Origin of the sequence: Nostoc sp., from assembly GCF_036919675.1 — a bacterium.
GTDB lineage: Bacteria > Cyanobacteriota > Cyanobacteriia > Cyanobacteriales > Nostocaceae > Nostoc.
The window spans coordinates 61,447-86,358 of the sequence record NZ_JBALCP010000137.1 but is presented as its reverse complement, the minus strand read 5'-3'; the positions used below and the strand labels follow the sequence as shown (position 1 = coordinate 86,358).

Below are 24,912 nucleotides of genomic sequence, written 5' to 3'. Positions count from 1 at the left end.
TTGATAGCCTTTGATAACGCCTCAGCAATTCACTCCTGTATAAACCCAAAGACATATGACAACTTCAATAATTCCAACTCTAGAAAATTTATATGATGTAACCCAGGAACACCAAGAGAATCGTGGGTACTGCACACTCCAGTGGCGGCGGGGTAAGCTGTTGGTGAAGCCGCCTGGACGAGTTAAACAACCATATCTGTCTTCATTAGATAGTAAGCGATCGCTAGTAGAATGCTTACAACATTCTCCTGTAAGTTTGGTAAGCATAGATCCAAAGCTGGGTGAGGCTTTGCTCAGGTTTTGGGCAGATGCATGTGAAGAAGCTAAAAAACCAATATTCCTAAGCATACGCGCTGGCAATAAAATGCCTAACCAACCCTTGAGACAATTGCAGCGACTAATTGATTGGATTACTGCTTTGGTGTTGTTGCTATTAGTAAGTCCAGTCATGTTGGGATTGATTATGTTAATGCAGGTTTACTCGCCAGGATCACTTTTTTGCCGTGAGTGGCGTGTTGGAGAACGGGGTAAACTCTTTCAATCAATCAGGTTTTGCACACACAACATCACACCGCTAGGGCGTTGGATGGGTAAATCCAGTCTTAACAATCTGCCCCAGTTATTTAACGTGCTACGGGGTGACATGAGTTTGATCGGATCTCGTTGTTGGACTTTAGAAGATGCAGTACAGCTAAATAAACTACCAGAAGTTACGGCTTCATGGAAAGTAGAAGCACAGCCCCACTTGTTACATCTGGATAGCCAAACACTTTGAGAATTTAGAAGTCATAATTCTGACTCCTAACTCCTGAATTCTTTGTGAAACTGCACAAAATCAGGCTTACTAAGACTTGGGACAAAATCCTTTTGTTCTATGCAACCTCACAGATAATCGGTATTACATACCAAATTATTGTTAGAAAAATCCATGCATTTCCAACTTCCTCAACAACTTCGTAGTCTGTTCAAAGCTAGCAGCTTTTGGCAGGACAACTATTTGATATTGCAAGAATTTAAACACTTTCGTAAAATTGCAACTCTAGCTCTGATATTCTCGATTTTGGCAGCAACTTTTGAAGGTGTGAGTATTGGTTTTTTACTTTCTTTTTTGCAAAGCTTAACTAGTCCCAACGCTCAACCTGTCCATACAGGAATACACTGGTTTGATATTTGGATTTTGGGAGCCAAGACATCGGCAATTAATCGTCTGTACCGCGTATCTCTGTTAATTTTATTGAGTACTTGGTTACGTGCAACCTTTAATTACTTTTCCCAAGTCTACACTGAATTATCTCAACTACATCTTGCCGATCGCTTACGTAAGCAAATTTTTGAACAGTTACAATCCTTGTCACTAAGTTACTTTGCCAAAACTCGTTCTGGTGAACTAATTAACACAATTACCACAGAAATTGAAAAAATCAGACAGGGTTTCAGTGGCGTAGCCTTTTTAATAACTAGAGGACTAACAACTTTTGTCTACTTAATATCAATGTTTTTGATATCATGGCAACTGACGCTGATTTCGGCATTACTATTTACACTTTTAGGTGTAGGGTTGTCCAACCTGAACGCTAGAGTCAGGGAATCAAGTTTTGGCATGACAACTGCTAATGCTAATTTTACATCAACAGCCATAGAATTTATTAATGGCATTCGCACTGTTCACTCCTGTGGTACTCAAGAATTTGAACGTCAGCGTTACTACAAAGCTAGCGACAAGGTAATAAGTAGTACAACTAAAGTTGTATTCACCTGGACACTTGTTAAGCCAATTGCCGAAGGTGTGGCGACTACCGTATTGATCGGAATGATTATTTTGGCGTTCACTAGCCTTGTTACCAATGGAACGCTACAAGTTGCTTCTTTGCTAACCTTTTTCTTTGTGCTATTTCGCTTTATACCGTTTGTTCAAGATATTAATGGTACGAGAGCATATCTCAGCACTTTACATGGCTCGGCAGACAACGTTAAAAATATGTTGAAAAGTGATGATAAATATTACTTTAAAAATGGCAGAATTGAGTTTCAAGGGTTAAAAAGGTCAATAGATTTAGTATCTGTAGATTTTGGCTATGATGATGATGATCTAGTGCTACATAATATTACCCTTACTCTTGAAAAGGGAAAAATGACAGCATTAGTCGGAGCCTCTGGTGCTGGTAAAACAACCCTTGCTGATTTAATTCCCCGATTTTATAATGCTACAGATGGATATCTTTACATTGATGAAATTGATGTCCGGCAGTTTGAAATTCACTCCCTACGTCGGAAAATAGCTGTCGTCAGTCAGGATACTTTTATCTTCAATACTAATGTTTGGCAGAATATTTCTTACGGGACTCCAGAAGCCACTAATGATGAAATTCAAGAAGCTGCTAGACTAGCGAATGCACTAGAATTTATTTTGGAAATGCCCGAAGGTTTTAACACCCAACTTGGAGATAGAGGTGTTAGATTATCTGGAGGACAAAGGCAGCGAATTGCTATTGCGCGTGCTTTACTGCGGAACCCAGAAATTTTGATTTTGGATGAAGCAACTAGCGCTTTAGATTCTGTATCTGAGCGCTTAATTCAAGATTCATTAGAAAAGCTATCTGTTGGGAAAACAGTAATTGCGATCGCTCACCGTCTTTCTACCATTTCTAAAGCAGATAAAGTTGTAGTTTTAGAACAGGGACGGATAGTAGAGCAAGGTAAGTATCAAGAACTGCTGGAGCTCAAAGGCAAGCTTTGGAAATATCATCAAATGCAGTATGAAGTAAGGCAATCAGATTAGAAAGAATATCCAATTACCAAAATACTTGCAACATATAAATCGGCTGTATATCTCTACAGCCGTAAGCCTTTACCTATATATGTATATCAGTAATTTGGTGAGATTACATTGCAAAAAAATAGTATTATCATAGTCATTATCTCTAAAAGTAATTTGTTAAGAACTATTATAAATAGTGCTATAGCAATCCTAAATAAGTCGTGAAAATCTCCGATTCCTCTCTCTGCGCTGCGCCAGTTGCTTCAAGTCGGGGAACCCGCCCAACGCACTGGCAACTCTATTGCCTCTGCGGTTAATTTATTTTTATAAATGATTTAGGAATGCTATAGATACTGAACAATAACAGAAAATATGTCCCAGAAAATATTTGACAAAGACCTGATTTATCAATGCTCCAACTTTGAAGTAGGTGGGGGCGGAGGTGTCGAAACTTATTTAGCTTCTCTGTTTGAACATCGACCACCTGATATTAGCGATCGCGTGATAAAATCGCTGAATAATGTTGATCAAAGCCAGTTTAAACTGCTGCATATTCACAGCCCAGATTTACTCTTGCAGCTTACAGGCGAATGTCCTACCATCTTCAGTGTTCATAATCACTCATTCTACTGTCCTAGTGGCACAAAGTATTTAGCAGGGCAGCGCACAGTCTGCGATCGCAACTTTTCTTACTTAGGATGTACCTGGGGTAAACTAGTAGATAAATGTGGTAGCCGTAGACCTTTAAGAACTGTTAGAGAACTTCAAAAAACTCAGAGTTTTTTAGATGTATTAAAAAATAGAAAAATTACTTTTATTGCTAATAGCGAATATGTCCAGGAGGAATTAATTAAAAACGGTGTACCACCTGAACAAACCGTAACACTACACTGTGGTATATCCGTACCAAAAACAGCAACTACACCTCTAAGTTTAGAAGTCCACCAAAATCATAGAATTTTGTTTGTGGGACGGATTGTTTCTGATAAAGGTCTGGAATGGTTGCTCAAAACTTTAATACATACAGATCCACAAATTAAACTTGATATTGCAGGTGAAGGATGGGAACGACCACAGTTAGAAAAGTTAGCAAACACACTCAGATTAAGTAACCGGATTACTTGGCATGGCTGGTGCGATCCTGACAAAATAAATAAACTTTATCAACAGTGTTTTGCAGTCATCTTCCCTAGTGTCTGGCCTGAACCTGCCGGTCTTGTAACTCTGGAAGCCTATGCTAATTATCGACCTGTAATTGGTAGTGCAGTCGGAGGTATTCCAGAGCATTTACGAGATGGGAAAACGGGTATTCTTGTTCCAGGTAATAATATCCAAAAGCTAGCTGATGCCATTCATGAGTTGTATACAGATTATCAAAAAAGCCGACATATGGGCGAACAAGGCCATGCTTTATTGATGAAGGAATTTACAATAGATGCTCATATAAAAAATCTGCGAAAAATTTATGCAAAAACAATAGCTGAATTCGATTCAAAAGGTGAAAAAATATATAGCATCTCTCAAGCTAAATAACCTTAGTCTAGTCAAAATATAAAAGGGTGTATCTTTAATTTATGAAATATAAATATAAAGCTGAAAATATGTCATTGCTTCAAGAATACCAACAACCTTTAGTCAGTGTTATTATCCCCACCTATAATCGGCCAGAATATCTGAAGCAAGCGATCGCTAGTGCTATTAAACAGACTTATAAAAATATCGAAATCATTGTTTCTGATAATTGTAGTTCAGAAAATCCTCAAGCAATTGTCGCATCTTTTGGTGATTCACGCATCAGATTTTGGCGACATCAGCAAAATGTCGGTATGCTAGCTAATCAGCAGCATGGTTTCAATATGGCGCGAGGTAAATATGTTGCTAGTCTCCATGACGATGATATCTGGAATGAAGACTTTTTAGCAAAGCTTGTACCAATACTAGAAGTAAATTCCGAGTTAATTATCGCTTTTTGCGACCAATATATTATAGATGCTAATGGCATAATTAATGATGTTGGAACTGAAGAAAACACATGTGGTTACAAGCGAGATAAGTTAACACAAGGGATTCATCAACCTTTCTATAAAATTGGGTTAATAGATAAAAGTATACCTACTGCGGCAGCTTGTGTGATTCGCAATAATTTTGTGGATTGGGATAGTATCCCCCTAGAAGTTGGCGGCATGTGGGATTTATATTTAACTTACCTCTGTTGTGTATCTGGTTGTGGGGCTTACTACTATCCAGAAAGGTTGACGCGATATCGTGCCCATGAGCAAACTGATACCATGCTCAGTGGTAGTCGAGATGTGCAGGCAAAAATCCGCAAAGCTAAAAGCGAAATATTTTGTTATCAAGTCTTTATGCAAGACACTCGTTTACAGGAATTTAGGACGTATTTTCAACAGAAATGGTTAGAAGCTAATACCACTTTGGGAATTGGTTTGCTACGAAGTGAACAGATAGCAGCAGCACGTCCTTATTTTTGGCAGGCATTGAAAAAACAAAAGTTTAATATGCGAACGCTAGTAGCATTAAGTATTAGTTTTACTCCGCAATTTTTAGCAGATAAGTTAATAGGAATGTCAAAACAATAGAGTAATTATATCTGAGTTGTGGAATTTATTTGTTAAATGAACCGTAATCGCGCAGCGTCTCGCAGAGAAGGGCATGAAGGGCACAAAGAGAAGAAAAGAAGATTATTTTTAAACCCTTTCTCTGCACCGCACCTCTGCCTCTGCGTGAGCTTTTATCATTAAGGAAGATAGTAGATGAAACTTTGTATTGTTACTCATAAAATCAAAAAAGGTGATGGTCAGGGACGGGTAAACTATGAGGTTGCTAATGAAGCAATTCGTCGTGGTCATCAACTAATATTATTAGCTAGTGAAGTTGCATCTGAACTAGAAAATAATAGTGAAGTTAATTGGATTAGAATTCCAGTCAAAGGTTATCCCACCGAATTTGTGCGTAATTTCATATTTGCCCAAAAAAGTGCAGATTGGTTACGTCAACATCGCTCTGGCATTGATTTAGTTAAAATCAATGGAGCAATTAATATGGCTGCGGCTGATGTAAATGCTGTACATTTTGTCCACAGTTCATGGTTGCGATCGCCTGTTCATATTTCCCGCAATCGCCGAGATTTATATGGTTTTTACCAATGGCTGTTTACGGCTTTTAATGCTCGTTGGGAAAAACAGGCTTTCCAAAAAGCGCAGGTTGTTGTGGCGGTATCAGAAAAGGTAGCCCAGGAATTAGTCAATATTGGTGTGCCCCGTTCTCGGATTCGCGTAATTGTCAATGGCGTTGACTTAGAAGAGTTTGCTCCTGGCCAAAGCAATCGCCAAAAGTTAGGTTTACCGGAGAATGTCGCCCTAGCACTGTTCGCTGGAGATATCCGCACACCCAGAAAGAACTTAGATACAGTGCTGCACGCCTTGGTGAAAGTTCCGGATTTACATTTGGTGGTGGTGGGACACACCGAAGGTAGCCCTTTCCCGCAGTTAGCAGCCTCTTTGGGGTTAAATGAACGCGTGCATTTTGTGGGATATCGCCGTGATATCCCCGAAATTATGCAAGCAGTAGATTTATTTGTTTTTCCTTCCCGATACGAAGCTTGCAGCCTCGTATTGTTAGAAGCACTTTCTTCAGGACTGCCAGTAATTACTGCCACAGCCACCGGGGGCGGAGAGTTGGTGACACCAGAATGTGGCTTCGTCTTATCCGACTCAGATGATATTGATGCTTTGGCTGTGGCGCTGATGTCCTTGGTGAGCGATCGCGCCCTTATACAGCAGATGGGCAAAGCTGCTCGCTCTGTGGCAGAACAACATAGCTGGACTACTATGGCACAAACTTATGTGGATCTATTCGAGGAGTTAAGCAAGAATGCGGAACACCGTTCTCATACCGACTTATCGCCGTCCACAAGACCTCTCACGCTGCCTTTTGGCGCTACAGGAGCAAATTAAACCCGTTGATCAGGTGATAGTCGTTGTCCGTGATACGGATGCAGAAACTTGGCAATTCCTTGCCCAATACAAAGCGGACAACTTGCCACTGCATACCGTGAAAGTGAGACAATCGGGGGTAGTAGCAGCCCTCAACGCCGGACTAGCAGCAGTGGAGGGCGATATTGTTTCCATTACTGATGATGATGCTGCACCCCACCCAGATTGGTTAGAGCGCATCGCCGCTTACTTTACCTGTGATAGTCGCCTCGGCGGTCTGGGAGGGCGTGATTGGATACACCACGGCAGCAAACTAGAAAACGAATCCCGCTTAGTAGTCGGACAGTTGCAGTGGTTTGGGCGAGTGATTGGCAACCATCATTTGGGAGTGGGAGAACCCCGTGAAGTCGATGTTCTCAAGGGCGTAAATATGAGTTTTCGTAAAGAGGCAATCGGACAATTGCGCTTTGACGAGCGGATGCGCGGTACAGGAGCGCAAGTACATTTTGAAATGGCATTCACTTTGGCATTAAAGCGGGCTGGTTGGAAAATAATTTATGATCCTAACGTTGCTGTAGATCACTATCCAGCACAACGTTTTGATGAAGATCAGCGAAACAATTTTAATGAAATTGCCTTTATTAATTTAGTCCATAATGAAACCTTAGTTTTACTAGAGCATTTGCCATTTATCCGCCGGATTGTATTTTTGTTTTGGGCAGTATTCGTGGGTACATGCGATAGTTTGGGTTTCGTACAATGGCTGAGATTTTTACCCAGCCAAGGGCAGTTTGCGGGTAAAAAATTGCTTGCATCCTGGCGTGGGCGTTGGCAAGGATATAAACAATTCGTAATTCATAATTCGTAATTCAAAATGAATTCTATTTCTTCTTAGCTCTAGTTGCCAGCTTCTACCTGGTAATTAAGACGGGTGGTGCTGCTTCCACAGAGCCAGTACAAGAGGCAAAGCCTCCAGTGACTGCATTCCCAGGCTGGAGGCAGGGAACGAGTTGATCTGCCAAATTTATTTATGTTTACATCTAAAATTGAATGAATTCTAAGCAGATACTTTTCAATAGTTTTTTACAAGAAAACTATTCTCCTGAGGAGCGATCGCTACAGGGTTGGATGGCGATCGCAGGTTTTGTATTACTGACTGTAGTTTGCTATTTTGCTGGTGCTACTGCTGCATTGCGCCTAATTTATCCGGTGACAGCTTTAATAGTAGCTGTGTTTTTATACTTGCGGCATCCCATTCTCTACATCAGCTTTACCTGGTGGATCTGGTTTCTCACGCCCTTAGCTACCCGCTTAGTTGACTATCGAGTGGGCTGGGACTCTACCCGGCAAATGCTCATAGCACCTTACTTAGTGGTTTTTGTAACTATAGCAACATTCTTCCGCCACTTTCCCCGCGCCTCTGCTCAAGGGGGCTTGCCGTTTGTTTTGGCTTTTATCGGAGTGTTCTATGGCTTTCTAGTCGGTCTGATTTACAATCCACCTATCCCTGTTGCACGCGGATTGATGGATTGGCTCAGTCCGATCATCTTCGCTTTTCACTTATTTATTAACTGGCGAGATTATCCCAGCTATCGCCAGAACATTCAGCGAACATTCCTCTGGTGTGTGTTGATTTTAGGAGCTTATGGCGTATATCAATTCGTCGTAGCTCCGGAGTGGGACAGGTATTGGCTGATCCAATCAAAACTATTCATGAGTGCTGGAAATCCTGTACCTTTTGGGATGCGGGTCTGGAGTACATTGCACTCAGTTGGCCCCTTTGGTTCAGTCATGCAAGCTGGTTTACTGTTGTTATTTACAAGTTCGGGAAATTTAATTTTTCCTGCTTCAGCTGTTGGTTATTTATCCTTTTTATTGACACAAGCACGTACTAATTGGGGAGGCTGGTTATTTGGAGTAATTATGATTATGGGTTCAGTCAAGGCGCGGATTCAAATGCGCTTAGTCACCATAATCGTAATAATGGCAATTTGTGTTGTGCCATTGACAACTATCGAGCCAATTTCTGGGGTTTTAGCAGCGCGTTTGGAAACTTTTTCTAATCTTCAAGAAGACGGCAGCTTTAAAGATAGATCGGGAACTTATGACAAAAATCTTGGTCTAGCTCTTTCTAATGGTCTAGGTAACGGATTAGGAAATATCTGGAAGGTCAACGAAAAAACCGGTCAAATTGAAGTAGTGGTGATTGATAGTGGCATTTTAGATATGTTTTTCACCCTTGGTTGGTTTGGAGCCATTTTTTATATGGGTGGATTAATCTTGTTAATTATTAGTGTCAGCAGCTATGGTGAAGGTCGTTTCGATAGTTTTATCAGTGCTGCCCGCGCCATTGGTATCAGTTCTGCTACACAGTTAGTTATCGGTAGCGGCATGTTGAGTGTGGCAGGGATGATTCTTTGGGGATTTTTAGCTATGGCTATGGCAGGACATAAATACTATAGCAATCCTAAGAACCCCAACTTCTCTAATAAGTCGGGGTTCTGAGCTTTTCAAGTTTGTTAAAAAACGAAATCTTACAACTTAAATCGGACTGATATAAATTATGAAAGCAATTATTGTAATGCCATTAGCCGAGCAAAGAGGCGGTGGTGAAATGATGCTTTGGGATTTAGTGCAACAAGGACGTAATGCCGGTGTCGAGTGGCTAGTAATATTTTTAGAATCCGGCCCGATGGTAGAACAAGTAAAGTCCCTTGGCATTGATACGCGAGTTGTGAAAAGTGGACGCTTACGCCAAATCCACCGTTTTATTGGCGCTGTTTTGCGGATAGCTGCGATCGCCCGCCGCGAACGTGCAGATATAATTGTCAATTGGATGTGGATTACGCATATATCTGGAGGTTTGGCAGCAATACTGGCGGGGTTGCCTGCTGTGTGGTATCAACTAGAAGTGCCTAGTGACAAGACTTGGTTAGTGCGAATCGCTACTTTAATCCCAGCCCAGGCAATTATCACCCTCTCCCAAGATGGTAAGCAAGCACAGGCAGAAATTTGGCCCCACAGACCAACACCTTTGGTTTATCCTGGTGTCGCACTAGACCGATTCGAGCCTAATGCTTTGCCTTCTCCAGAAGAAGCACGGCGGAAGCTGGGCTTACCTTTACACGGCCCGTTGATTGGAATTGTTGGACGATTGCAACGATGGAAGGGAATGCATGTATTGGTGCAAGCAATGCCCAAAATTTTACAGAAGTATCCCGATGCTCATTGTGTAGTGGTTGGCGGTAAGCACGATTTAGAACCAGATTATCAGGACTTCTTAAAAGCAGAAATCGCCGTCTTGGGCTTGAAAGAGCAGGTAATTATGGCTGGGTTACAGCGTAACATCCCGGAGTGGGTGCAGGCGATGGATGTATTTGTCCATGCATCAGATAAAGAGCCGTTTGGGATTGTGATTATTGAGGCGATGGCGCTGGGTAAACCTGTGATTGCTGGCAATGCAGGCGGCCCGACAGAGATTATTACCGATGGGATGAATGGACTATTAACACCTTACGGTGATGCGGATAAATTAGCGATCGCAATTCTCCGCTATCTTGACGAGCAAGAATTTGCCCGAAGTGCGGGAATAGCTGCCAGGCAACGCGCCCTCGATTTTTCAACGCAGAATTATGCCCAAAACTTTATTAGTGCAATTCGTTCTGCCATGCCAAGCGTTTCATAGACTAAATGAAACAGTAAGCTTCTTGCAGAAGTCAATTTTATGAAAATGAAACCACAGATTTACATCGATTGATTCTCTATAGCAATCCTCAATTATTTCTGAACTTTTCTGCTTCTATTCTTCTCTTCTCTACGAGAGGCTGCGCGTTGGCGTTCGCGGAGGGTGTCGCAGACAAGCCTCTCGTAGAGATGGCGGTTCGATAGTTTTCATAAATTAAATAGGATTACTATCTGTGCATCTATAGCTAAAAATAATAAATTAAATTAAAAGGAATTAAATAAATGTTGATTGATAGCCGTAAATTGCCAATAAATGAAGTTATCAATACTGAAGTTTGTATAGTTGGTGCTGGTCCAGCCGGAATTACACTTGCACGAGAATTAATTGGGCAAGATTTTCGAGTTTGCTTACTAGAAAGTGGTGATTTGGAATTTAATCAAGAGACTGCATCTCTTAGTGAAGGTGAAACTGTTGGAGATCCTTTTCCACCACTGCAAGAGATGCGTCATCGTCAATTTGGTGGACTGGCTAATGTCTGGAATATTGAAATCAATAAAAATCAACTTGGTCTGAGGCATGTCCCATTAGACGAAATAGATTTTGAAAAACGAGATTGGGTGCCATACAGCGGCTGGCCTTTTAGTAAATCTCACCTGAATCCATTTTATGAGCGTGCTCAAGCAATCTGTAAACTCGGTTCTTTTGCTTATGAAGCTGAGGCTTGGGAAAATGCTCAATCTCCTCGGACACATTTCACAAGTGACCGAGTTACTACTAGTATGTTTCAGTTTGGCCCCCGTGATATTTTCACGAATGAATATCGCCACCAAATCAATCAATCTCCTAATATCAGCACATTCCTGAACGCCAACGTGGTAGAAATTGAGGCAGATGAAACAGCCCAAACAGTGAAACGCGTACAAGTAGCTTGTTTATCAGGTAAGAAATTTTGGGTTGTTGCAAAAATCTTTATTTTAGCCACAGGTGGTATTGAGAACGCACGTTTGCTATTGTTATCAAACCGGATTCAAAAGAATGGATTAGGCAATCAACAGGATTTAGTGGGTAGGTTCTTTATGGATCATCCTTTTATCCGTTCTGGAATGCTTGTTCCTCATAATCGTAAAATCTTCAATTCGATGGCTTTGTATGACTTACGCCGAGTGAATAATGTAACAATTATGGGAAAATTTGCCCTAACGGAACAAGTTATGCGCCGCGATAAATTACTCAATATGACTGCGTTGTTATATCCCAGAGATGAAAGGTTTAGATCGGCAGCAAAGACTTCTGCGAAAATTTTGTCATCTTCAGTTCGGCACAAGCAGTTACCTAAGAATGTTCTTCAACATTTGGAAAATGTAATTACGAATATTGATGATTTAGTAGTTGATTGGTATAAGTATAATGTCAAAAAAGAATATTTGTTCCCTGATTTGAGTCATGGTGGATGGTCTGACCATGAAGGTAATGAACAGAAATATACAAAGTTTGAAGTTCTCAGCCAAACTGAACAAACCCCAAATCCAGATAATCGGGTGACACTCAGTAATCAACTAGATAAGCTTGGTTGTCCTCAAGCAAAATTAACTAATCATTGGAGCGAAATAGATATTTGCAGTGTGAAGCGATCGCAGCTAGTATTTGCAGAAGAGTTTGCTAGTGCAGGATTGGGTGAGTTGCAGATTGAATTAGATGGAGATCGTCCGGTTGCTTCGCTGAGTACCCATCACAATATGGGAACAACACGTATGCATCATGATCCAAAACAGGGAGTAGTAGATGCAAATTGTCAAGTTCACGGCATCTCTAATTTATTCATGGCAGGTAGCTCTGTTTTCCCTACAGGAGGCTATGCTAATCCGACGCTCACCATTATTGCCTTGGCAATTCGATTGGCAGACCATGTGAAAGCTAAATTGTGTCACTAAGTACAACTTGGCGTAATAATCGTCACGGTTTTAAACGTAGCGATCGCCTGAGCGCACATCACCACATTACAGTACCTGCACCGATGCCAAACCTTTTTCTACTGCCTCCAGCCAGCAAAAAGTGACTTTTTACTGGTCTATTGCTGGATTTGAAGATAAAAATTGATTTTTCTTTCACCAAAAGTCCTTCAACCCCAGTTGAAGGACTTTTGGTAGGATACTTGCTGTCAAGGTTTGTTTCGCTCATTTCGTACATTGCGTTCATTTTGAATAAGAGCTATTATGAGGTGAATGATAATTGCAATCCATATTTTCGTATGGATAAGTGGAGTACAATTCGATATTAGACAGAGAGAGGCTGATATCTATGACACTCAGTACATACCAATCTAGCAGGACTGCTGTACCTACGGAAGAAGATGCTACGCTAGCTAAAAAAAGTAGTCAAACTTTGGCATCCTATGTACGGGATAATCATGCATACCGTAATATCAAAGTTGTGGAAGATAACGCTATAAGTGAAACGGTTACGATACCAGCAGCGGCTTTTCATCTGCTTGTTGACATCCTGACACAAATGGCTAAAGGTAATGCTGTTACTCTTATACCCGTACACGCAGAACTCACGACACAAGAAGCAGCTGATATTTTAAATGTTTCTCGTCCTTATTTGGTAGGGTTATTGGAATCTGGAGAGATGCCATACCGTAAAGTAGGAACACGACGACGCGTGCGTTATCAGGATCTACTCAATTACAAAAATCAAATTGATACTTTACGAATGCAAGCTCTTGATGAGCTTACTGCTCAAGCTCAAGAACTAGATATGGGGTACGAATAAGAATCGTAATACATAACAGTTTCGCATGATTAGCCAGATGCTCTGCTAAAGGAAATTCTAGGAATAAAAGTACATCTAACAATCAAGTTAAACTAAGTCAGGAAGCCCTCTAGTAACCAATTGACTTAGTTTTAACTTTAATGCGATTGAAGCTATAAGTTAAGATCAAAAGTTTACTTAGGAGAAAGGATATTTATAAATAAAATTTGTTACCACTGTTAAGGGTAATAATTTCAAACTAATAGAGCAATTATAGTGTCTAATTTTACAGCTATTTATGATGCATGTGTCTTATATCCAGCACCATTGAGAGATTTTCTTATGCGACTTGCAGTCACCGACCTATTTAGGGCACGCTGGACGGACGCAATTCACTCAGAATGGATTAGAAACGTTTTAAAGAATCGTCCTGATCTCACGCTTGAGAAGCTTACCAGAACTAAAAATCTGATGAATAGCAATGTCCGAGATTGTCTCGTTACAGGTTATGAAGCACTGATCGCAGGTTTACAACTTCCAGATCCAAATGATCGCCATGTCCTCGCCGCAGCAATTCGTTGTAATGCAAGTATTATAGTCACTTTTAACCTTAAAGATTTTCCTGCTCAAGCTCTTTCACTATATGGTACAGAGTCCCAGCATCCAGATGATTTCATTCTGCATCTGATTGACCTTAACCCAACAGAAATTTGCAAAGCGGTCAAGAGGCACAGAAGTAGTCTTAAGAATCCCCCTAAGACATCTGAAGAATACTTAGAATCGCTTTTAAGGTGATTTCTGATGAAAAAAATACCTATGTTGACGAGTTTCGACTTCTCTGCGAGACGCTACGCGAACGCTCAACTCTCGATTACTCAGTTGGTTGAGCGAAGTCGAAACCAACGGCTATGGTAATTTTATTACTAGAATTCACCTAAGGCAGGGACTACCACAATCAGTTACTGCTTTACAAGATTTTTGCTATGACATTTAATAGAAATCTACTGAGATTATGAGAAATAAAGTATTTTAAAATACTATTGTTATCTTACTCTTTCAAAAGAGCGTAATTAGCCTCAAACGGTCAAAATTCGTATGAAGCACTGGCTAGATGAACCTCTTGTAAAAATATTGCCAAAAAATCTACAAGGATTTCTCTCAAACCCTTGTAAAAACTTGATTGCAAATTTTCGGACAGGTCTATTTATCATTCCTTTTTGAATGCTTGATCTGCCGCCCTACCGATCACCCTAGCAGAAGTGAAGCAGGAGTTCAAAAACGCCGCCTAAAAGCTTACCCCTTAATGACTTTTAACTTCCGCCTTGCGGTACTAGGCTCTTACCGAATGTTGCACCAGCCAGCAATGTAAGCCCACCATTAAGAGCGCCAATGGCAGCATCAACATTGGGATGATTTCTAAATTTGTCCAACTTGCAACCCAGCCTGCTCCAGTGGGTATGATCGCTGCCCCCAAACTGGCGGCACTAGTGGCGATGCTAACAGCCGCAGGAACATGGGGGTCAGGCAATCGTTGAGGGATTAACCAAATGGTCGCAGGAAAGATGGCTGCCAACCCAAAGCCAATCAACGGTAAGCTAATCCATTGATCTGGCAGTTGCCACCAAGCAAGCAGTCCAATGATTACAAGACTGAGCGACATACTGATTGTGCGGACTGCCCCAAGCGATTGCAAGAAATAACCTAAGATGAAACGTCCCAATGTTAATCCCAGCCAGTAGGCACTAACACTGTAACCAGCAATGAGTGTGGGAGTGTGACGAGCGACGGACTGCACAGTGTATGCCCAGTTGCCGATGCAGGCTTCAGTACCAACATAAACCAGCAAAAGTAGCCCAGTTAGCAGTACTATCGGAGTTTGGAGCGCTCTACCCAGATTTTCTAACGCAGTTGTATTCGATGCCAATACCCGTAGTGTCATTGGTGTGTAGTTGAAGATGATTACGCCCAGCACGCTCACAATTAATAGGCTGACAATCCCGGCTAATACCCCATAAACCTGTCGCCAGTTCATGCCAATTGCTAATAAAGTAGTAGCGATCGCGGGACCTGAGAGGGCGCCAATACCATAGAAAGCATGGAGCAAACCAATCCGACTCGCACTGCGGGAATCTTGCACAATGTAGGTGTTGATCCCTGCATCAATCAGCCCAATGCCCAATCCCAACACTGATCCAGCGGCAACCATGAGAAACCAGGAGGGTGATGTGGCATAGATCATCAGTGCCATCGTCAGCGCACCCGCAGCAATCAACAGCATTCGGGCTAACCCCAGCCGACTACTCACAAGACTGCTGGTGAATGCTGCCAGAATGTAGCCACTAATTTGACTGACAAACAGCAGGGTGACGGTTGCTGGAGTCAGGTTATAGGTAGACAGAATCGAGGGCAGAAGAACTCCTAATCCTGCTTCAGCGATGCCAATGGCAATAAAGGCATAGAAGGCGATCGCCAAACCTATCCACAGAGGCGGTAGGGTGCGTTGATAGTCTCTCATTGGCTGGAATACTCCTGGATCAGACAATTTGACTGCTGAAATCGCGACATTGAGGAAGGAGCATCTATGAAAGAGCAATAAGTCCAGTATTTAGAGAGAATGAAAAAATTATCCAAACACATTTCTGTATCTTTATTTGTCGATTTGCTCAATTAAAAACTGCCCAGAGGATTGCTTGATTCAATTTCAGAAAAAATAGCGTAGGCGAAGCCCGCCGAAGGCATCGCCTGAATTAATAGTGATGTATTTTTTTACCCTAAACTATTAGCAACCATCTCAAAACCTCATCACTACGTTACCAAAAAGTCTACAAGGATTTTTCTCAAATCCTTGTAAAAACTAGATTGCAAATTTTCGGACAGGTCTATTTATCCTTCCTTTTTGAATACTTGAACTGCTAGAAACGCTAATGCTAATGTACCAACGATCGCACCCCACTGGAGAAGCGGATTTTTTTCTAGCCAGTCGGAAACGCTAGGTACAACTAAGTTACCATAATCCCCGTTAACTCTGTCGTCTTCAGCAACAGGTTGGTAAAAATTATTTGGTGCATCTTCAGACTTAGGTTCAGAAGTCCGCTGTAAATCTAAGCCGACGAGCAGTAACAGTGAATCTACTAATGATGGTGAGAGGCGCTGTACCACATCTAATATTTTAGCTACATCCCCAACCAAGTAGTCACGAGTTGGATGTTCGGCTACATAGAGGATAGCATCAGCTACAAGTTTAGGGTCGTAGTAAGGTGGTATCCCGGTAGGTTTTACGCCTAATTTCGTCAGGCCATTGTTCCAGAAAGGGGTGTTGATCACCGCTGGCTTCACACTCGTGACGCTGATCGGCCATTTTTCATATTGCAACTCAACGCGCATAGCTTCGATAAAGCCCTCAACCCCGTGCTTGGCTGCCGAATAAGCACTTTGGTAGGGGAGCGCTCGCCTACCTTCCATTGAAGAAACGTGGATCAGTGCCCCCCGTCCCTCACGCTTCAAATGGGGTAGGGCCGCCATTGCACCATACACTTGTCCCATGAGATCGACATCAATCACATGCTTAAACTCTTCCGGTGTTGTTTTGTCAACAGTGGCAAAGATGCCGATCGCGGCGACATGTACCCATGTATCGAGTCGCCCGTACACTTCCACAGTTTTATCTGCGATCGCCTTAACTTGCTCAAATACTTCCACATCAGCTACGTAAAAAGTTGCCTCGCCGCCAAAGCCGCGAATCTCCTCCACTAACGACTTTAGCTTCGATTCACTGCGAGCCGAGACTACCACTTTTGCCCCGCGTCTAGCAAACTCAAGAGCTGTGATCCGTCCGATCCCGCTGGAGGCTCCAACGATGGAAACGACTTGCTGATTGATTGGCTTTAATTGCATAAGTGTTACTTCTTAAAATAAATTAGGGATTGGAATTGGCTACTAGGGCTTGGAGATTAAAACAATTCTTTCCGACAGTGGTGCTGTTTAAGGGAGCCATTGTAATCCCTTATTCTGTAATTTTTGCTCGATATGCTGCATTTCTTCGATAGTTTCTCCAGTAACGATCGCATAAATTTCGGTGTAGAATTTTCCGTATTTAACCTTCTCTAAAGCCGACAGAATAATCAAGTTTTTGCGATTTAGTTCTGGTTTTAAGGTCACTAAAATTGAATCCAACGTTCCTTCCATGCGGTAGTCACTGGAATATTTAGCTACTACCTTTCCCAGTCCCAGTAAAGTATGGCGCTGCAAGCACAACGGAGTTGATCCATTGACTCGGAAATTGGCATCGATCGCATAAAATTGTCCGTCTTGATCTTCTAACACATCGAAGCCAATCACGCCGAAATAACCCTGTTTGTGAGCATACTGACCAATGGCAGCAATCATTTCAAAGAACTTGCTCATGTCAGTGTTGCAGTAGTCAATCAGTCCCCCTAAATAGTTGCCTTCTGGAGTGACGAGTTGCCTGGTAGTGCCGATCAGGGTTATCTCTCCCGCCTTGTTAACATAGAACTGTACGCAATAATTAATTCTGCACCTGATTCTTGACAAACTCCGAGACAATAATCCGATCGAGCAACTTAATATTGAGATATTTCCTGATTTCTTCAAGGCAATAGTTCAAATCGCTGAGGCTTTTGATGATATAAGTGCCTTCTCCTGAGAGTCCGTGGGACGTTTTAATTAAGTAGGGAAATTGTGGTAACTGAATATCTTCCAGACTACAGGTATGCAGATTGTAGCTCTCATATTTTGGACATTGCACCCCTAATTCGGCTAATGTTACTTTGCTGAGTAAACGGTAATGGGTGTCTGAATCAATAGCGTGTTTTTCTGTTTTGAGATGATCAAAGGGAAATAAAGTGATGAGTTTGTCAAAGTCTTCGCTGTGGCTGAGGTCATCCAAATAAGTTAAGCGATCCATCATCGATCTATTGGAATAGCTGAAGCCGAAATGCTCTTGCCAGTATCCAAGCAGCGACTTTGGCGGCGGAATAATCACAATTGGTGGAATGCGATCGCCTAATACAGCCAGAATTTTCCAAGGTTCCTTTTGGCAAATCTTGTCAAAGGAAGTTTTAGTGGCTTCACTACTGCCATCTTGAATAAAATATTTTTTCAGGTTGGGATAAGCAGCCCAACTGGCAGTTGCAGGATAATTTAGGATAAACCCATAAGATGCATCTGTGATGTCTTGAGCAAACAGATCAGAAAGAGAACTCCCTTGAAAGTATTGAAAGTTATATTTTGAGTTCATTTAGCCCTCTGAGAAACTGCATCTCCTTGTGGATGCTGTTGTTGATATAACTGGTGTCATTTGAGTTTGGCTTTGTGTTCCCACAGCAATTCGGATAACTTGCCCACGCCGATTAGCTTATAACAACAAATAGGGTGATGAATTTCTTTACTAATTACAGCTAAGGCTTAGATAAACTCTGGCTAAATGAATCTATCTACTGGTTGATTTTGGTCAAAAACTCGTTGTAATTGTTTGATTTTACTAGCTTTAATACTTAAAACATTACCATAGTTTTTGGATAAAACTAACACTTGATAATTTCCTTTTTAGCTATCTCTATATATTCTATTTTGCTCTTTTAGATTTTAATTAACTCTATCAAACGAAATAAAAATAGTTTACTTATTGTCCTATAATAACGTTCCTCATAAATTATTGTTCATATATAGAAGTGATGAAGTAGCAAGCATGAATGTGTAGATGTGTAAATATCGCTATGGTTGAGATATTTAACCTAGTTTTTTCTACCTGCTAGTGCGATCGCACTTTTAAAATATTCAAGCGGCGATTTGAAACAGGTATAATTCTTAAAATTGCGATCGCAATTTACTTTCAAAACTGTCGAATCCAGGCAATGGCAATCTAGACCAATAATTGCTAATCTACATGCCATTACCTCATATATTCGTTTTAACTGTACGTAACAAAGAGCGGTATAGAATCTTTCCCCTCTTTTGCTAATTGAGTGACTTCTTTTTCAAATCCCTGAAACCGTTCGGGTGTTAATACAATACATCCCATTGAGCTAGGAACATTAGCATCTTTATGAATACCAAAATCGTCTCTTACACCTCCATTATCAGTCTTGACTTCAGATGGAAGAATTTGGTAAAAATTGCCTTCTACACCTTTTTTATCTTTCATTGAGATAGGTTTAGTATTAACAGTCCAAAATTTTAGTTCCAGTACCCTGTACTCAGGTGGTATCATACTTCCTTTCTGATGAAAGCTCTCTGGAAATTGCTTTCTGGCGGTAGCTGATGTAGCTACCCAAACTTGTAACGTACCCTTTTCAAGATGACGTAAACACAAGCGACCCTCTTCTAAGCCTGGGTCTCTATCGAAGTTCAACGAAAAAGTTAAGAAGTGCATTTTTAGTAGGTTTACTTGAAATATACATAGATTCATCGGGTGTGAGTTGAAAATTTATGCAAGCCCATATAAAGTTTAGATTTATTAACTACATGTTGTCGAAATACACGGTTTGCTGTAAACACGTATTCTCACAACTCAACGATGAAACTATCCCGCAAATGAAAGTCAGCCTCTGCACCTCGATGAGTTAACGCCCAGTAAGTCACCTCACCATCTCTATGTTTAATAACTGTAGTAATGGCAACTTCAATTTCTTGTTCTGCCGAGACAATTTTATTCAAATCGACCTCCAACACAAGTGCTAAACCGTCGGCTTGATTCTGAACACTAAACGGAAGTATTGTAAAAGCTGTTTCTTCTTGCATTCCTTGACGGTAGGCATCAAAGCGATAGACATTCCAGTATCCGGTGGGAGAGAGGTTGAATTCCCAATACCGTAGAGAATCTTTGATGCTAACGAAGAACTCAAAGCAAGTGTCTTTCCACAATTCATGCTTGCGTGAGCGTGTATTTGATGGTAGAGCTATCGCAATTTCTTTTAAGTCGCCTTCAAGCATATAGCGGATGGCAAGTTTATTACCATTTCGGGCAATATTGCCTGCAATTTTCAAATTAGGCAGGGATTTTGTAGAAGGAAAGGGTTGCAGGGAAAATGTCTGGTCGTTCATTTCATGTCTTTGATAATGTTACGAATCTGCGTTTCTTGAGATTCAATACTTTCGGTAAGCTTAAACTGGACGATCGCTCTTGCCAAGTTATGTTCAGGGTGCTTAACTTTAAAGTAGATATTCCCTGCTAAATAATCAGCAAAAAATCTCAGTCCTAGTTCAAAAGCGATGAGACGAATTGCATCGTAAATATAGGCATAGTCATTCTCAGAAAGAAATGCCTTTGCCACCGAGAGATAACCTTTTAGAATTCCCTGACACAGATCAGTATCGAAATAAATACTTTCCCAATTCTCGGTTTCTTCTCCAATAGGATTGCAACCCGATCGCAGGCAATCACCAATATCGTAATGTACCAGGCCGGGTTTAACGGTGTCGAGGTCTATGACGCTGACGGCTTGCTGGGTAGCAGTGTCAAACATAACATTGTTTATTTTTGGATCACCGTGCATCAAACGCAGAGGTAGCTTGCCTTCAGCTTTGGCATTTTCTAAGATATGTGCAAAAGTTTGGCGATCGCTAACAAACTGTAAGCAATAATTAACTTCAGCAGATTTACGCACACTAGTTTTCGCCAACACTTCCTCGTAATGCTGGAGATAAAGCGGTGTAATATGGAATCCTTCTAAGGTGTCAGCAAGTTTTTCTGGTGATAAGTCGCTGATTAAATTGTGGAACATCCCCAAGGCATAACCGACTTCTTTCGCGTGAGAGCGATCGCGCATAGTATCGAAAGACTGGGAGCCTTCAATAAAGCTGATTGCCCGCCAAAAGGAGCCGTCTGCATCCCTCCAGTGGTCTTGAGCATCCTTAGTTAATAGTACGCGTGGTACTTCCCAGCGACGATTCAGGGGGATATGCTGTAACCGTTTGTGAACATGCTCAGTGAAGGTACGCATATTCTCCATAATCAGTTGGGGCTGACGAAATACCTGTGTGTTGATGCGCTGCAAGACAAAATGTTCTTCTTCTGAGGAATCTAGAGTTACTAAAAATGTGTCATTGATATTACCACTTCCAAATGCTTTAACGCCTGTAACCTTCCCCCATTGGGCGAATTGATCAGCGATCGCAACTAGATTTTCTGCACCCTGTGTATTAAATTCTTCTGTCATGTTCGTGTTTAACCTGCATTACTCCTCACGAAGATTTTAGGCTGATAAGTAGATCCAACAAATAGTCAAATTGCAGGCTTGCTTCAACAGATGCTCACGGTGTTGGACGATCTAAACAAGTATAGAATGACAGATATTGATTTTTGTCACTTGAATGAGTATCATAGTTTTATCACCACAGTGGAGAGGTTGCTATGTTGTCGCGTCAACTTGGAAAAAACGGTTCAACAATATCGGCACTTGGGCTTGGCTGTATGGGCATGTCTGATGCTTATGGCCCAGCCGATCGCGAGGAAAGTATTGCAACGATTCATGCAGCCCTTGATGCAGGTGTTACCTTACTGGATACAGGCGACTTTTACGGCATGGGGCACAATGAACTGCTGCTACACGAAGCCCTAGCAGGACGGCGGCGGGAAGATGTCTTCATTGCCGTCAAATTCGGTGCGCTGCGGTCTCCTGACGGCAAGTTTATTGGCTTCGATGGTCGTCCTGAAGCCGTGAAGACTTCACTTGCCTATACATTGAAACGACTGGGAACCGATTACATAGACCTTTACCAGCCAGCCCGGCTCGATCCGAGGGTGCCCATTGAAGAGACCGTTGGGGCGATTAGCGAAATGGTGAAAGCTGGATATGTTCGCCAGATTGGTTTATCTGAAGTGGGTGCAGATACAATTCGGCGTGCTCATGCGATTCATCCCATCACCTGGCTTCAGATCGAATATTCGCTGCTGAGTCGTGGTATTGAAAATGACATCCTCCCGACTGTGCGTGAATTGGGCATTGCTGTCACCGCTTATGGAGTCCTCTCACGGGGGTTGTTGAGCGGTCACTGGTCGAAAGAACGCTCTGAGCAAGCGCAAGACCCTCGCGGACATCTGCCACGCTTCTCTGGAGAGAATCTGGATCGCAATTTGTTGCTGGTCGAAGCCCTTCGCCTGATTGCCCAAGAACACAGTGCCACGGTTGCTCAAGTGGCAATTGCTTGGGTGCTGTCGCGGGGGAACGATATTGTGCCGCTGATTGGGGCACGGCGTCGCGATCGCTTGAATGAAGCGTTGGCGGCGCTGGATCTGCACTTGGACGAGGATGATCTCGCCCGGATTGAGGCAGCAGTGCCACTGGATGCCGTGGCTGGCGATCGCTATGCTCCAGAACAAATGGCGATGCTGGATAGTGAAAAGAGATAAAATACCTCTAGCATGAATGATTCATGCTGGATAGTGAAAAGAGATAAAATATCCCTAGCATGAATGATTCAGCTTTGACACCGGAGCGGATTCTCGACGCGGCGGAAGAGGTTTTGCGTCGTTACGGTCTGGCAAAGGCAACAGTCGTGGATGTGGCTCGCTTTTTAGAGGTGAGCCACGGCACGATTTATCGGCATTTTCCCAGTAAGGCTGCCCTGCGTGATGCAGTAGCAGAACGGTGGCTGCATCGGGTTTCCACACCGCTAGCAGCGATCGCCCAAGAGCAGGGTTCTGCCGTTGAACGGTTGCACCGATGGTTTGAGCAACTCATAACTCTGAAACGTCAAAAAGTCCTGAGCGATCCAGAGTTGTTTGCAACCTATTCTGCGATCGCTCAAGAGGCGCGAGGGGTGGTTCAAGCTCACGTTGATGAACTGGTAAAGCAAGTAGCTGCGATCGTCGAGAGCGGTATTTCCAGTCACGAGTTTAAGGTGGCTGATCCGCAGGTAGCGGCGAAGGCAGTCTTTCAAGCGACAGTTCGGTTTCACCATCCAGCTCACGCATCCGAATGGAGTGATCCAGACATCGATACAGACTTTGCCCAAGTATGGCGCTTGGTAAATGCTGGTCTTGTGGTGGGTGAGTTAATCGTTTAACTGCTTGTCAGCATTGGGTGAAAGCAGGCGCACCCCACAGGGGATGGAAACATCCCCGTTAGGGGAAGTGGTTATGTATTGTCACCTAGTTAGCCTACTCCAACAGGAACAACTAAGTAGAATGTTTCCATCCCCGTTAGGGGAAGTGGTTATGTATGTCAAGTGTATTGCCTATTTTCCCGTCTCCAGTTGCTCCCGTTGCTTACCATACTCCCGCAGCTGCTTCAAGAGGTCTTCTTGGGATGAGTTAGAGATAGACGCACTGGGGGTTGGTTCAAGGTTGGTGTCGGTACTTGCAAAATTAGCAGGTGAGGGATTAATTACATAGACAGGTAGGGACTTGTCATTAAACATCGCCTGTTGGGTTGGTGCTGGGGTAGGAATTAGATTCTTTGGTTTGCTCACAGCAGCTTTTACCGTATCTAGAGTCGTAGCAACTTGCACTTGTTGCTGCATCTGTTGTGTAGAAGATACTAAACCACTTAGACCATTCACCAATTGCCGCAAATTTTTTCGAAAACTAGGATCACCTGTCAATTCATCCAAATCAGATGTAATTTTTTGGCTATTTTCAAACGTTACTCGTGCTGAATCTAAAGTTTGTTGCAGCAGCACCACATTTTTTGGATCATTTAAGGTTTTAGAAGCATCGCGTAAATTAGCTGAGGCTTGTGCTGCATTTGCTGAAAGAGTTTCTAAATTGTTGAGTAATTGTCCTTGAGTCAATCGATTCACAGATGGTGATAAGCTACTGACTGTAACACGCAGTTGGTTGCTGGTTTCGGTGATATTGTTCAAAGCGCCAACCAGCGAAGAACGATTTGTTGTCAACAGATTATCCAGGTTGTTCAGCAAACGACTTGCTTGAGTTGCAGTTGTATCAAATTTATTTAGTGTTTGATTCGCGGATGCATTAAGTTGGTTTGTCGCTCGTTGCACTGAATTAGCAGTGGCTGAAAATGTATTTAGTTGTTGTCGCAAGTTTTTGGTCAAACCTTGTAAATCCTGACTTAGCTCAGTAAAACTGGATGCTGCGCCTGTGGTAGTTTCTAGAACCCTATTGACATTTGTATAAAATTTTGGGTTATTGTATGCAGTAGCTAGGTCAGTTGAACTGCGAATTAGGTCATCAACACTGATCCCAACCTGACCTTTTAACCGAGAGCCATTACAGACTATGAGGCTGTTATCACAATTTTTATCTAGGGGTTTAGCAAGCACAACCCCAGCAGGTAACGTTACTTTTGGTGTGATGTCGATAATACTTTCGCTAATTAATCCGCTTTGATTAGCTTCCACCACTACATTCCGGGGGATAATTAGGTCAGCTTGGGCAATTTCAATCTCTACATCAATGGCATTTGCTTTTGGTAGAATCTGCCAAATAGTTCCTACTTTAACGCCTCGATAGCGAACTGTTGCTCCTTTTTGCATTCCGCCAGCGTTAGCAAATTCCACAATAGCTTTGTATGAACGACCAGGAGCAGTAAATCTATGTAACCACAGAAAGAGTAACCCAAATACTCCCAGTCCTAACAGGAGTAACAACCCCACAGAGCCTTCTCTAAATGTTCGCCCAGACGCGAAGCCGCTTGTCATAAGTCCTCGCATTTTTTTGTCTCCACCAACAACCAATTATCAATTAGGAGTTATAAATTATGAATTATGAGTTGAATTTAACTCTCGCTCCTCAGTCTTAACTCCTCATTCTTAACTCCTCACTTTTAACTCCTAACTCA

At 42.2% G+C, this 24,912-nt stretch carries 20 protein-coding genes and 1 pseudogene; 13 read left to right on the top strand and 8 right to left on the bottom strand.

Annotation, left to right across the window (positions count from 1 at the left end; genetic code table 11):
- Positions 1-55: 55 nt before the first annotated feature.
- From hepC to V7K49_RS33525, 9 genes are all read left to right on the top strand, one after another.
- Positions 56-775, top strand: a complete 720-nt coding sequence (gene hepC / locus V7K49_RS33565) for a heterocyst development glycosyltransferase HepC (RefSeq protein ID WP_334869853.1) — start codon at positions 56-58, stop codon at positions 773-775.
- A 153-nt stretch (positions 776-928) separates the two neighbouring features.
- Positions 929-2,779: a heterocyst formation ABC transporter subunit HepA gene (gene hepA / locus V7K49_RS33560; RefSeq protein ID WP_335209527.1), complete on the top strand. Its 1,851-nt coding sequence runs from the start codon at positions 929-931 to the stop codon at positions 2,777-2,779.
- 351 nt (positions 2,780-3,130) lie between these two features.
- Positions 3,131-4,291 (top strand): glycosyltransferase family 4 protein, encoded by a 1,161-nt coding sequence (locus V7K49_RS33555; RefSeq protein ID WP_334869857.1) that lies wholly within the window; start codon positions 3,131-3,133, stop codon positions 4,289-4,291.
- A gap of 68 nt (positions 4,292-4,359) precedes the next feature.
- Positions 4,360-5,355, top strand: a complete 996-nt coding sequence (locus V7K49_RS33550) for a glycosyltransferase family 2 protein (protein ID WP_335209561.1) — start codon at positions 4,360-4,362, stop codon at positions 5,353-5,355.
- 174 nt (positions 5,356-5,529) lie between these two features.
- A complete protein-coding gene (locus V7K49_RS33545; RefSeq protein WP_335209526.1) occupies positions 5,530-6,732 on the top strand; it encodes a glycosyltransferase family 4 protein in 1,203 nt (400 codons plus the stop codon).
- Positions 6,650-7,579: a glycosyltransferase family 2 protein gene (locus V7K49_RS33540; protein WP_335068396.1), complete on the top strand. Its 930-nt coding sequence runs from the start codon at positions 6,650-6,652 to the stop codon at positions 7,577-7,579. Before V7K49_RS33545 ends, V7K49_RS33540 begins: the two co-directional genes overlap by 83 nt.
- Before the next feature lie 182 nt (positions 7,580-7,761).
- Entirely contained in the window at positions 7,762-9,216 is a 1,455-nt protein-coding gene (locus V7K49_RS33535; RefSeq protein WP_335209525.1) for an O-antigen ligase domain-containing protein, read from the top strand.
- 58 nt (positions 9,217-9,274) lie between these two features.
- The gene (locus V7K49_RS33530; protein ID WP_335209523.1) at positions 9,275-10,396 is read left to right on the top strand and encodes a glycosyltransferase family 4 protein; all 1,122 of its coding nucleotides are present in this window, start codon (positions 9,275-9,277) and stop codon (positions 10,394-10,396) included.
- 281 nt (positions 10,397-10,677) lie between these two features.
- Entirely contained in the window at positions 10,678-12,327 is a 1,650-nt protein-coding gene (locus V7K49_RS33525) for a GMC family oxidoreductase (RefSeq protein ID WP_335209522.1), read from the top strand.
- A gap of 58 nt (positions 12,328-12,385) precedes the next feature.
- On the opposite strand, the gene V7K49_RS33520 is transcribed toward V7K49_RS33525, so the two are convergent.
- Positions 12,386-12,574 carry a hypothetical protein gene (locus tag V7K49_RS33520; protein WP_335209521.1) on the bottom strand — a complete coding sequence of 63 codons (189 nt, stop codon included), beginning with the start codon at positions 12,572-12,574 and terminating at the stop codon, positions 12,386-12,388.
- Positions 12,575-12,694: 120 nt separating this feature from the next.
- On the opposite strand from V7K49_RS33520, the gene V7K49_RS33515 reads away from it, so the two are divergent.
- Together V7K49_RS33515 and V7K49_RS33510 are read left to right on the top strand one after the other, a co-directional pair.
- Positions 12,695-13,168, top strand: coding sequence for a helix-turn-helix domain-containing protein (locus V7K49_RS33515; protein WP_334724151.1), 474 nt, complete (start codon positions 12,695-12,697; stop codon positions 13,166-13,168).
- Between the two features lie 255 nt (positions 13,169-13,423).
- The gene (locus tag V7K49_RS33510; protein WP_335209519.1) at positions 13,424-13,942 is read left to right on the top strand and encodes a PIN domain-containing protein; all 519 of its coding nucleotides are present in this window, start codon (positions 13,424-13,426) and stop codon (positions 13,940-13,942) included.
- Between the two features lie 535 nt (positions 13,943-14,477).
- Here V7K49_RS33510 and V7K49_RS33505 read toward each other — a convergent pair.
- The 6 genes and pseudogenes from V7K49_RS33505 to V7K49_RS33480 all read right to left on the bottom strand — a co-directional run bounded on the left by V7K49_RS33505 (position 14,478) and on the right by V7K49_RS33480 (position 21,324).
- Positions 14,478-15,662, bottom strand: a complete 1,185-nt coding sequence (locus V7K49_RS33505; RefSeq protein WP_335209517.1) for an MFS transporter — start codon at positions 15,660-15,662, stop codon at positions 14,478-14,480.
- Between the two features lie 368 nt (positions 15,663-16,030).
- Positions 16,031-17,041, bottom strand: a complete 1,011-nt coding sequence (locus V7K49_RS33500) for an SDR family oxidoreductase (protein WP_335209515.1) — start codon at positions 17,039-17,041, stop codon at positions 16,031-16,033.
- Positions 17,042-17,128: 87 nt separating this feature from the next.
- Positions 17,129-18,404, bottom strand: a pseudogene (locus V7K49_RS33495) (carbamoylphosphate synthase large subunit).
- Between the two features lie 672 nt (positions 18,405-19,076).
- Complete coding sequence (locus tag V7K49_RS33490; RefSeq protein ID WP_335209514.1) at positions 19,077-19,574, bottom strand: hypothetical protein; 498 nt, start codon at positions 19,572-19,574, stop codon at positions 19,077-19,079.
- A 95-nt stretch (positions 19,575-19,669) separates the two neighbouring features.
- The gene (locus V7K49_RS33485; protein WP_335209512.1) at positions 19,670-20,209 is read right to left on the bottom strand and encodes a DOMON-like domain-containing protein; all 540 of its coding nucleotides are present in this window, start codon (positions 20,207-20,209) and stop codon (positions 19,670-19,672) included.
- Entirely contained in the window at positions 20,206-21,324 is a 1,119-nt protein-coding gene (locus tag V7K49_RS33480) for a phosphotransferase enzyme family protein (RefSeq protein WP_335209510.1), read from the bottom strand. Before V7K49_RS33480 ends, V7K49_RS33485 begins: the two co-directional genes overlap by 4 nt.
- A 194-nt stretch (positions 21,325-21,518) precedes the next feature.
- Between V7K49_RS33480 and V7K49_RS33475 the strand changes: the two genes are divergently transcribed.
- Positions 21,519-22,517, top strand: a complete 999-nt coding sequence (locus tag V7K49_RS33475) for an aldo/keto reductase (protein ID WP_335209508.1) — start codon at positions 21,519-21,521, stop codon at positions 22,515-22,517.
- A gap of 59 nt (positions 22,518-22,576) precedes the next feature.
- Positions 22,577-23,173, top strand: a complete 597-nt coding sequence (locus tag V7K49_RS33470; RefSeq protein ID WP_334869890.1) for a TetR family transcriptional regulator — start codon at positions 22,577-22,579, stop codon at positions 23,171-23,173.
- Between the two features lie 171 nt (positions 23,174-23,344).
- On the opposite strand, the gene V7K49_RS33465 is transcribed toward V7K49_RS33470, so the two are convergent.
- Complete coding sequence (locus V7K49_RS33465) at positions 23,345-24,784, bottom strand: MlaD family protein (protein ID WP_335209506.1); 1,440 nt, start codon at positions 24,782-24,784, stop codon at positions 23,345-23,347.
- Between the last annotated feature and the right edge of the window lie 128 nt (positions 24,785-24,912).